This window comes from Collinsella aerofaciens (assembly GCF_039758815.1).
GTDB classification, from domain to species: Bacteria; Actinomycetota; Coriobacteriia; order Coriobacteriales; family Coriobacteriaceae; genus Collinsella; species Collinsella aerofaciens_BP.
This window is the reverse complement of record NZ_JBDMSK010000007.1, coordinates 84,897-93,023: the sequence shown is the minus strand read 5'-3', so window position 1 is coordinate 93,023 and position 8,127 is coordinate 84,897. Positions and strand designations below refer to the sequence as shown.

The following is an 8,127-nucleotide window of genomic DNA, read 5'->3' as shown; positions in this document are numbered from 1 at the left end:
GCCTCAAGAAGGAGTAACATCGGGACTTGCAGCGACGGACCTCAGGACACTCTTACACCACGTCTGCGCGCGCGACCCCATGTAGTCCGTATTTCACCGCAACTATTTGTAAGGTTGGATTTTGATGCCGTTGGGAGGGTCGTAGCGACCGTCTACCGAGAGTGGAAATATTTTTTGAAGCTCTGACCTGCGGCGTCAAGCTTTTGGTCAGCTTTTGGCAAGGCCTGCGGACGGAAGCATGCGATAGCGTAATGGTATTCTCTCCGCCGTGATGGTTATGGGGTTGGCCATGCTCGATAAAGGCAAACATTTTCCGCAATCATATGCAAGGATGCTATTCTCGGCCCTCGGAATTCATCAAGATAGTCAGCTGCTTATAACAATTGATCCTTGGGATGAACGCCGTGCGCGCGAGCTTATGCAGGAAGAGCTCATGCTTCGTCTTTACAACCATGTGTATGCGGATCCGGTCTATTGGAATAATCTTGGGATTGAAAATCGCATTTTTCAGCTGGCATCCGCTATTGCGGTCGTTGAACCGGATGTTGTGTTTTGCGGATCGACGGCAGCGCTGCTCTACGGCATCGGCTCGGCGTATACGCTTCTGGATAAAGTGCAAGTGCTGCTGCCACGGTCTACAAGGCGTGATACGTATGAGTTCGTTGAATACAAGCGCTGGCGGGCGGGCGAGGTGTGGCGGCTCGGTCTGTTTACACTGACGGATCCGTATCGAACGGTTGTTGATATCGCCCGAACGAGCGCCTTTCGCTATGCGCTGGGCTATGTCGATGGCTTGGCCCGTGAGTACGATGTCGATCGCGAAGAGCTGTGTGCGTATGCACAGGCCAATTGCCGCGGTTTGCATGGCATCGCCCGTGCGTTTGGCGTGTTCGAGTTTATGGACGGCAGGTCAGATAATGGCGGCGAGTCCGAGGCGAGAGCAGCGATGATTCTTGCTGGGGTTGCCGCGCCTGAGCTTCAAGTTGAGATAACACGACCGGGAAACGCTGGCTATTATCTAGCAGATTATGGTTGGCAGATGCCAGACGGCTCATGGACGCTGGCAGAGCTGCATGGGCTAGGCAAGTTTGAAGACGAGGCTCAAAATGATCCCGAGCAGGCGGCGGCAAAAACGTATCGAGCGGCCCTCATGCGCGACGCGAACCTTCGCGCCATGGGCCACAACATCATTCATTTCAAACTCTCGGACACCTACGACGTAGAATCGTTCGGTGCCATGATGCGCGGTTACGGCATTCCGACAACAAAACCCTACGCCGAATCCCGATAGCGAAATCGTTCGCGGTCCACCTTCAATAAGTTGCGGTGAAATGCGGACTGTTGAGGCCTTTAAAGGCATAAATCAGTCTGTATTTCACCGCAACTTAGGTTGGGATGGGGTTAGCTGCGGGGGCGGTGGCGGAGCTTGTCGATGGTGGAGTCGGTGCTTCGGCTGCGGGCGTCGGCGGCGGTTTGGCGTTTACGGCGGTAATCGATCATGCCTTGGATGATGGGCTTGCCAAAGCTCACGACATCATCGTTGTAGATGGCGGTTCGGGCTGCGAGGAGGCAGTCGGTAAAGTCCATATGGGTCTTGCCGAAGAGTTTGACGGCAAGGGCGACAACGGTGGGCTCGTCGACCATGACGTCATCGAGCAGCCTTTTCATGGCCGCAGCAATTTCAACGCGGGGAACCTTATAGACGTCGCGCAGCGTGACCACGACGCGCGTGATGATTTCGGGGTAGACACGTGCGGTGCGCGTGGCGATGACCTTGGCGGCGCGCGGTGACAGGACCTCGTCGTCGTTAAGCAGGTAGCGAAGGATGACGGTCTCGTCGATGATGGTGCTACTCATGGATATCTACTTCCTCGGGACCCAAAACCGACTCGTCGCTTTCTGTGGCTAGGTATTCAATCCAGGCATTGCGCTCCTCGGAGCGGCGATTGGGGTCCCCGTATGCTTTGAGCAGTCCATAGGCGGCCGTGCCGTCCTTGGAGCGCACGGCGACCGGTTGAAATGGGAGCTTGCGCATCAAAATACTCTGCGCGACAAATAGACGGACAGCCTCGGCGAGCGATGTGCCCATGGCGTCGTAGAGACGCTCGGCATGCTGCTTGTCTTCCTCGCGAATGCGCACCTGCAGGATGGCTCGTTTTTGAGTCGATGACATCACTGGCCTCCCTTAATGAGCGTGCAATTTGAATAGTCAAATACAACATCGGCTAATAATAGCCAATCTTACAACCACTACTTTATTGCACTAGAGTAATTGAGTGTAAACGATATTACAAACGTACTACATCTTTCAGAAACGAGCGTGAAATCTCCCTTGGATGTACGCATGTAATACACTCACCTTTATAGCTTCTAGAGAATAATTCCAACCTGCCAAAACCCCTGCAATACACCCGTATTGCAGGGGTTATGCTCAAGTTTGCCCCCTGCAACTGCGTATATTCAACCTGTATACCGTTGGAGAAATTCTACCGAGTGTCTGTTTCGCCGCATGCATTCGATATGCCGACGCCAGGCCACGGGCGGCTTGGGGCAACGTCGACAGGGTCTCTCCGGCATGGGATTCAGGAGGGAGTGAACAACATGGGCAATAAACGAGTCGTGGCTGATTCTTCACGCTGCATTGGATGCCAAACCTGTATGGCGGCGTGCATCGAGGCACACGATATTCCCGGCAACATCGCCGCGCCGCGCCTGCGCGTGACGCGTACGTACGAGATCTCCGCACCGGTGGCTTGCCATCACTGCGAGGATGCCCCGTGCGCCAAGGCTTGTCCTACGGGCGCCTTGTTCTTTGATCCAAAGAACCATCGCATCGGCGTCAACGAGGACAACTGCATTGGCTGCAAGAGCTGCGTCATGGCATGCCCCTTTGGCGCCGTGAGCGTGGCGACCACGCAGGTCCCCGTCTTGATGGGTGACGTTCGCGTCGGTTCGCAGACTAAGAGCTTCGTGCTCAAGTGCGACCTGTGCGTGGACCGTCCCGGCGGTCCGGCGTGTGCCGAGGCATGCCCGACCAAGGGCCTCACCCTGGTAGACGAGGAGCGTCTGGCAGAACTGACTGCCGAGCGTGCCCGCGCCACCATCGAAAACGAGGCGTAAGCGTCGGGCGACAGGCCCAATGATTGTCAAATAAGTACCGAGCATTCGGTAGCAGAAAAAGGAAGGAGGGTGTCATGGAGAAGCATAAAGTGATCTGCCCGTACTGCGGCGCCGGTTGCCAGTTTAACCTCCTGGTCCAAAACGGCCAGGTCGTGGGCACCGAACCGCTCAACGGCATCACCAACCAGAGCGAGCTGTGCCTTAAGGGCATGAGCGGCTACGACTTCATCAACGACACCAAGATCTTGACTCCTCGCGTACTGCACCCGATGATCCGCCGCACTAAGGGCGCGGATCTTGAGCGCGTAAGCTGGGACGAGGCACTGGATTTCACCGCATCTAAGATGCAGGCCATAATTGACGAATATGGTCCTAACGCTGTCATGACCACCGGCTCTTCGCGAGGCGGCGGCAATGAGGCGAACTACGTCATGCAGAAGTTTACGCGTGCGTGCATCGGCACCCACAGCGTGGACAACTGCGCCCGTACTTGACACGGCCCTACTGTCCTCGGTCTGATGGACACGGTTGGTTCAGGTTGCATGTCATGCTCCATCCCCGGTATGGAGGATGCGGGCTGCATTTTCCTCTTCGGCTATAACCCTGCCGATTCGCACCCCATCGTCGCAAGGCGTATCGTGCGAGCCAAAGAAAAGGGTTGCAAGATCATCGTCGCCGATCCGCGCCATATCGAAACCGCGCGTATCGCCGATCTCTACCTTCCGATCAAGAACGGTTGCAACGTTGCGTTCCTCAACGCCTTTGCAAACTGCTTGGTCAACGATGGCCTCTACGACAAGGATTTCGTCGCCGAGCACACGAACGGCTTTGACGAATGGTGGGAGACCATCAAGAACTACACTCCCGAATCCGTACAGGACATCACGGGTGTCGAGCCCGCGTTGATCCACCAAGCTGCCGAGATGTACGCCACGGCGAAGCCCTCTGCCATCATTGGCTGGGGTATGGGCGTATGCCAGCAGAAGCAGAACCTGAAGACGGTGCACACCATCGCCTCCATCGCCTGCGTTGCCGGCCAGATCGGCAAACCCAATTCCGGCCTCGCGCCCGTGCGTGGCCAGAACAACGTCCAGGGCTCCTGCGATATGGGCATGCTGCCCAACCTGTACCCTGGCTACCAGAAGGTCACCGACCCGGCGGTGCGTGCCAAGTTTGCCAAGGCTTGGGGCGTGCCCGAGGAAAAGCTCCCGCTCGAGGAGGGCTACAAGCTCACCGACCTGGGCCACCTGGTCGACGAGGGCAAGGTGCACTGCTTCTACAACTACGGCGAGGACCCGGTGCAGACCGAGCCCGATTCGGCCGGTATGCGCAAGACGCTCTCCGAGCTGGATCTGTTCATTTGCCAGGACATCTTTATGACGCAGACGACCATGCTCGCCGACGTCATCCTGCCCGCTACCTCTTGGGGCGAGCACGAGGGTGTCTTTACTGCATCCGACCGTAGCTTCCAGCACTTTGACGCGGCCGTTCCGCCCAAGGGCGAGTGCCGTCACGACTGGGAGATCTTCGCGGACCTGTCCACGCGCATGGGCTATCCCATGCACTACGACAACACCGAGCAGATCTGGAACGAGTGCATTAGCCTGTGCCCCAACTTTGTGGGCGCGACCTACGAGAAGATGGCTCCCGAGGGCGGCTACGCCCAGTGGCCCGTCAAGAGCACCGATGTGAACGACCACGGTACGCCCGACATGTTCGCTGGTGGCAAGTTCACCACCAAGGACGGCCGCGCCAACCTGATGGCGCACGACTGGGAGGCGCCCTCCGAGCTTCCCGACGATGAGTACCCGCTCATCCTGTGCACCGTCCGCGAGGTCGGCCACTACAGCTGCCGTTCGATGACCGGCAACTGCAAGACGCTGGCGCTGCTTGCCGACGAGCCCGGTTTTGTCCGCATGAATCCCGCGGACGCCCAGGCGCGCGGCATCAAGAACGGCGACATCGTCTCGATTCACAGCCGCCGCGGCCAGGTATACAGCCGCGCCGACGTGAGCGACCGTATCAACAAGGGCACGGTCTATATGACCTACCAGTGGTGGATCGGCAAGTGCAACGAGCTGACCATGCACAAGGTCGACCCGGTCTCGCACACGCCCGAGGACAAGTTCTCCGCCTGCCAGGTCGACGCCATTGCCGACCAGGTCTGGGCCGAGGGCGAGGTCGAGCGTCAGTACACCGAGCTCAAGCAGGCTCTGGTGGACGCCGCCGCTCCTCAGGACGTTGAGCCCGGCGCCGCCAAGTTCGACGACGAGGCGCACGTGAACCAAATCGTGTAGTCCCGTTCTCGTTGGCTTTTTGGGCCGGGCGTCCCGTACGTTCGGGAGCCCGGCCCGTTATTTTGAAAGGAAGTGGGGATGAACCGCTTCATCGACATCAACCCGGAGAGGTGCATCGGCTGCGGAACATGCCAGTCCGCCTGTGCCGACGCCCACCGGATGCAGGGTCTTCAGGATACGCCGCGCCTGGCGCTCGTGAAGACCGGCGGTATTTCGGCCGCCCTTGCCTGCCACCATTGCGAGGGTGCTCCCTGCGCCGAGGTTTGCCCGGTGAATGCCATCGAGCACGATGGCGATCGCATCCACGTCAAGGAGCAGGAGTGCATCGGGTGCAGGCTGTGCGCCATCGCGTGCCCCTTCGGAGCCATTCATCCCGATGGCACGTCTATCGCCGGTGTCGCAGGCATGTGCGACCCGACGCCTTCGTATCCTAAGTCCCTGAGCAGCCTGCTTACGTGGGCTCCTGGCCAGTACACCTGCGCCGTCAAGTGCGACCTGTGTGCCTTCGATCCGGACGGCCCGCATTGTGTGGCGGCGTGCCCCACCAAGGCGCTGACCGTCATGGGCGGCGCGGCCGATCGCGAGCTCGACGAGGCCAAGCGCCTGCGCTCGATCGAAAACGGTCCAGTCGTCGACGTTACCGCTGTGGCCCAGGGCCTGTCCGAGAAAGCAGAAGGGAGCGTAAACAATGGATAGCATGACGCTGTTTATCGCATCGCTTGCCGTCTCGTGCATCGGTGCGCTCGCCTCGGTTCTGCTGATCAAGGCCGATAACGCCGCCAAAACCGCCGGCTGCCTTATCGGCGCCGTCGCCGCGGTGCTTTCGTTTGTGGCCGGTATCCAGGCCGTGCTGGGCGATGTCACGTCGGTCGACACCATCGTGTTCTTCCCGTTTGCCCATTTCCAGCTGCTGCTCAATCAGCTGTCCGGCCTGTTCGTGGCGCTCATCTCGGTGCTCGCGTTTGCCGGTTCGATCTACGGTCTCAACTACTTTGATGAGTACCCGGGCAAAAAGGGCCGCGCTGGCTTCTTCTTTAACACCTTCGTGGCGTCCATGATGCTCGTCATCACCGCCGACAACGTGTTTTGGTTCCTGGTCGCCTTTGAGCTCATGTCGCTGACCTCGTACTTCCTGGTCGTGATCGAGGAGAACGAGAATTCCATCCACGGCGGTTGGCTCTACTTTGTGATCGCACACGTGGGCTTTGTGCTCATCATGGCGAGCTTCCTCACCATGACCAACTTCGCCGGTGGCTCGTTTGCCTTTGCGGATTTCCGCGCTACGCAGTTTAGCCCCGCGGTCGCATCCGTGTGCTTCGTGCTCGCCTTCTTTGGCTTTGGCGCCAAGGCCGGTATCATCCCGCTGCACGGCTGGCTGCCCAAGGCACATCCCGAGGCGCCGTCCAACGTGTCGGCCCTCATGTCCGGCGGCATGATCAAGATCGGTATCTTCGGCATCCTCAAGGTTGGTCTCGACCTGCTCTCCGCCTCGGGCGTTCAGGTTTGGTGGGGCCTTATGGTCATGGTCTTCGGTGCGATCTCGTCGGTTCTCGGCGTGGCCTTCGCCCTGCAGGAGCATGACATCAAGCGCCTGCTGGCCTATCACTCCGTCGAGAACATCGGCATCATTCTGCTCGGCGTCGGTGCCTCCATGGCCGCCATGGCGCTCAACTCGGTCGGTATCGCCGTCCTGGCTCTGATGGCCGCCCTCTACCACACGTTTAACCACGCGATGTTTAAGGGCGAGCTGTTCTTGGGCGCCGGTGCGCTGCTGTACTCCACGGGTACGCGCAATATGGAGAAGATGGGCGGCCTGTTCCGTCGTATGCCGGCAACGGCCATCTGCTTCCTCGTTGGCGCGCTTGCCATCTCGGCCATCCCGCCCTTTAACGGCTTTGTTTCCGAGTGGTTTACCTACCAGTCGCTGTTTAATGCCGCCATGCAGGGCGACAAGGCCGTCATGATCGTGGCCGTGTTCGCTGCCGTCGCGCTTGCCATTACCGGCGCGCTGGCTGTCACGTGCTTCGTCAAGGCCTATGGCGTCTCCTTTGCCTCCGCGCCCCGTTCCGAGGCTGCGGCCAATGCCAAGGAGGTTCCCGCCCCCATGGTGTTCGCGCAGGGCCTGCTCGCGGCCATCTGCGTCGTGCTGGGCATTGGCGCTCCCGTGATCGCGCCCGTGCTGGTCGATGTCGCCGCGTCCGTGCTGCATCCGTACGGCGGCGTGTTTGCCGCCGAGGGCATGGAGCTCATGAACCAGTACTCCGGCGCTGCCACCTCCACGCCCGCGATCGCTATTGCGCTCGTGGTGCTCGTCGGTCTTGCCTGCGGTTATCGCAAGCTCAAGACCGTCGGCAAGGTGCAGAAGTCCCAGCCGTGGGCATGCGGCTATGCTCCCAACGAGCATATGCCCGTCGTGGCCACGACCTTTGCCTCCGAGGTGTCCTGGTTTATGCAGCCGCTCTACACGCTGCGCGACCGCTGCACGGCTGTCTGCTGGTCCATCGCGCACTTCTTCCAGAAGCTCACCGGTGTGGCCGAGGCTGTGGAGCCCGTACCCGACAAGGTTCTCGTCGATGCCCCGCATAAGGGTGTCGAGAAGCTCGCCGACCTCGCGACTAAGCTCGAGGGTGGCAACTACAGCATCTATATCTGCTACATCGTCGCGGCACTCGTGGTGTTCCTCGTGCTCGCCGTGCAAATGGGTTAAGGA

The 8,127-nt window shown here is 59.5% G+C and carries 7 protein-coding genes; 5 read left to right on the top strand and 2 right to left on the bottom strand.

Going from position 1 to position 8,127, the window contains the following annotated elements; translation table 11 throughout:
- Nucleotides 1-289: 289 nt before the first annotated feature.
- Complete coding sequence (locus ABHT90_RS05305) at nucleotides 290-1,291, top strand: hypothetical protein (protein ID WP_346981851.1); 1,002 nt, start codon at nucleotides 290-292, stop codon at nucleotides 1,289-1,291.
- A gap of 110 nt (nucleotides 1,292-1,401) precedes the next feature.
- Here the strand turns inward: ABHT90_RS05305 and ABHT90_RS05300 are convergent, their stop codons facing one another.
- Entirely contained in the window at nucleotides 1,402-1,857 is a 456-nt protein-coding gene (locus tag ABHT90_RS05300; RefSeq protein WP_346981850.1) for a type II toxin-antitoxin system VapC family toxin, read from the bottom strand.
- A complete protein-coding gene (locus ABHT90_RS05295; protein ID WP_138112252.1) occupies nucleotides 1,850-2,173 on the bottom strand; it encodes a type II toxin-antitoxin system RelB/DinJ family antitoxin in 324 nt (107 codons plus the stop codon). Before ABHT90_RS05295 ends, ABHT90_RS05300 begins: the two co-directional genes overlap by 8 nt.
- Nucleotides 2,174-2,601: 428 nt before the next feature.
- Here ABHT90_RS05295 and ABHT90_RS05290 point away from each other — a divergent pair, with 428 nt between their 5' ends.
- The 4 genes from ABHT90_RS05290 (at nucleotide 2,602) to hyfB (ending at nucleotide 8,124) form a co-directional block, all read left to right on the top strand.
- Nucleotides 2,602-3,120, top strand: a complete 519-nt coding sequence (locus ABHT90_RS05290) for a 4Fe-4S dicluster domain-containing protein (RefSeq protein WP_022095206.1) — start codon at nucleotides 2,602-2,604, stop codon at nucleotides 3,118-3,120.
- A gap of 74 nt (nucleotides 3,121-3,194) precedes the next feature.
- Entirely contained in the window at nucleotides 3,195-5,417 is a 2,223-nt protein-coding gene (fdhF, locus tag ABHT90_RS05285) for a formate dehydrogenase subunit alpha (protein WP_138112254.1), read from the top strand.
- Between the two features lie 78 nt (nucleotides 5,418-5,495).
- A complete protein-coding gene (locus ABHT90_RS05280) occupies nucleotides 5,496-6,113 on the top strand; it encodes a 4Fe-4S dicluster domain-containing protein (protein ID WP_022095203.1) in 618 nt (205 codons plus the stop codon).
- Nucleotides 6,106-8,124, top strand: a complete 2,019-nt coding sequence (hyfB, locus tag ABHT90_RS05275) for a hydrogenase 4 subunit B (RefSeq protein WP_215673407.1) — start codon at nucleotides 6,106-6,108, stop codon at nucleotides 8,122-8,124. Before ABHT90_RS05280 ends, hyfB begins: the two co-directional genes overlap by 8 nt.
- The last annotated feature ends 3 nt before the right edge of the window (nucleotides 8,125-8,127 follow it).

Excerpts from the sequence above, each read along its gene's own strand:
- ABHT90_RS05305 (WP_346981851.1), top strand. The coding sequence starts at position 290 with ATGCTCGATAAAGGCAAACATTTTCCGCAATCATATGCAAGGATGCTA.
- ABHT90_RS05300 (WP_346981850.1), bottom strand. The coding sequence starts at position 1,857 with ATGAGTAGCACCATCATCGACGAGACCGTCATCCTTCGCTACCTGCTT.
- ABHT90_RS05295 (WP_138112252.1), bottom strand. The coding sequence starts at position 2,173 with ATGTCATCGACTCAAAAACGAGCCATCCTGCAGGTGCGCATTCGCGAG.
- ABHT90_RS05290 (WP_022095206.1), top strand. The coding sequence starts at position 2,602 with ATGGGCAATAAACGAGTCGTGGCTGATTCTTCACGCTGCATTGGATGC.
- ABHT90_RS05280 (WP_022095203.1), top strand. The coding sequence starts at position 5,496 with ATGAACCGCTTCATCGACATCAACCCGGAGAGGTGCATCGGCTGCGGA.
- hyfB (WP_215673407.1), top strand. The coding sequence starts at position 6,106 with ATGGATAGCATGACGCTGTTTATCGCATCGCTTGCCGTCTCGTGCATC.